The organism is Bradyrhizobium sp. Mp27, assembly GCF_029953005.1.
Classification (GTDB): Bacteria; Pseudomonadota; Alphaproteobacteria; order Rhizobiales; family Xanthobacteraceae; genus Bradyrhizobium; species Bradyrhizobium barranii.
The window spans coordinates 1-1,829 of the sequence record NZ_JASAUS010000449.1 but is presented as its reverse complement, the minus strand read 5'-3'; the positions used below and the strand labels follow the sequence as shown (position 1 = coordinate 1,829).

Sequence of the window (1,829 nt, the reverse complement as noted above, 5' to 3'; positions counted from 1 at the left end):
TGAAGCTCTTGCCCGGGAAACAAACTCAAACTAACAGTCCCTTGTCCTGCCTCGCGGGTGGAGGAATTTGACTGACCACACCCGGAGGAATTTGAAGTGACCCGCGGGGAAGACGGCGAACATGTTCAGTACGCAAATCACCGAACGCATTCAAAAGGCGACAGGCTTGCGGGTGACGGTCCATCAGTTCCGCCATGCCTGCGCGGCGATCTACCTGAAGCACCGCCCAGGCGAATACGAGGTCGTGCGGCGTCTGCTCGGCCACCGCAGTATCCAGACCACGATAAATTTCTACTGCGGCCTGGAGACGACGCAGGCCAATGAGGCGTTCGGCAAGATGATCCGTGCGCAGATCAAGTTCGACGACGCCGCCTGAGGGGCTAACCTTGACACCAGCCGCGCCGGTCGCATCATCAATCCAGACTAAGATCCGATCGCTCCCGATCGAGCTTTGGCCCGAGGCAGACCGCAACGCTTGGATCTCTGCGTGCCAGCCCAGCCAGCGTCTGAAGCGCGGCGGCGCTGGCAGTCACCTGAAGCTGATCACCCGTGACGATCTCAGGCGGCGATATGGCTACTTCCTCGATTGCATGAACCGACGGGGATTGCTCGATCCGAACAAGGCGGCGGGCGGCCATGTAACGCGAGAGGGTGTCGACGCCCATTTGGCGGAACTGAACAGCCGCGTCGGCTCGGTGACAGCCTACGGATCGATCTACAAGCTGCGTCGCGCCTGCGAACTCATCGATCCAACCCGTGACCTGTCCTGGCTGGCCGAGATCGAAAAGGACCTCGCTTTGGTGATGCGGCCACGTTCAAAGTCCGACCGTTGGGTGCTGACCGAAGTCCTGGTCGAAGCAGGTTTGACTTTGATCACTGAGGCTTACGCTTCCCGTGACATGACAAAACTTGGGCGGGCGCGTCAGGTCCGCGACGGACTGATGGTGACGATGCTCGCCATGCATCCCATTCGGTTGAAAAATTTTGCCACCCTGGAAATCGGACGTAGCCTCGTTGAGATCAAGAACTCCTGGTGGATCGCGCTGTCGGCGTCAGACACCAAAGAGAATCGTCCGGACGAGCGGCGGGTGGATGATCTGCTCCAGCCGGCCCTTGCTCGCTACCTCAGGTGCTACAGGCCGGTGCTGACGGGAGCAGATCAGTCGGCCACCAATGCTTTGTGGCTTTCGTCAAACGATGGTGCGCCCATGAGCTACGCCGGGGTCGAGCGCGTCATCACCGAAACCACACGTGCCACCGTCGGCGTCGCCGTCAGCCCGCATCTGTTCCGAACCTCAATCGCTTCCAGCGCGGCAATCCTTGGCGGCGCCAATCCCCACCTCGCCAGCGCTCTGCTTCATCACACGAATCATAGTGTCACCGAGGCTCATTACAATCGCGCATCAAGCCTGAGCGCGGCTCAGAGTTATCAGGCCATCGTTCAGGGATACATAAAGGACTAGCGCATTCATCCATGATTGGCGCAGAATGCCGGTCCGCTTTGCATCAACTTGCGGACTCAAGTCGGACATCAAGTCTACGCCGCACCAATGCTGCCTGAAGATGCACGGTGAACGCTGATCCATGGAATCGCGTGTCCGTCAACCTCCCGAGGGGCAGGGGTCTGTTCCGCTCGTGGGAAGAAGCCCCAATCGACGCGCTGGTCAACTGCCATCCGTATCTGGGCCGCAAGACTGGAGATCGGCTTTGCGCGTGTCTAGCCCGTCCTATTCGTGAGAGTGCGGCTTTTGGGCCCGATTGATGCGGCCGCACATCTTGTCTGACGAGGCGCACAGGATTGCCTTCGGCTTTTCACCGCCTGACGACCG

At 59.8% G+C, this 1,829-nt stretch carries 2 protein-coding genes; both read left to right on the top strand.

Going from position 1 to position 1,829, the window contains the following annotated elements:
* The first annotated feature begins 121 nt into the window (after positions 1–121).
* On the top strand, positions 122–376 hold the full coding sequence (locus tag QJT78_RS50825; protein ID WP_038953565.1) for a tyrosine-type recombinase/integrase: 255 nt from the start codon (positions 122–124) through the stop codon (positions 374–376).
* 10 nt (positions 377–386) lie between these two features.
* A complete protein-coding gene (locus tag QJT78_RS50820) occupies positions 387–1,463 on the top strand; it encodes a site-specific integrase (RefSeq protein WP_049810374.1) in 1,077 nt (358 codons plus the stop codon).
* Positions 1,464–1,829 lie beyond the last annotated feature (366 nt).

What these genes read in the sequence shown, in the direction of transcription:
- QJT78_RS50825 (WP_038953565.1), top strand. Translation starts at nt 122, where the DNA reads ATGTTCAGTACGCAAATCACCGAACGCATTCAAAAGGCGACAGGCTTG.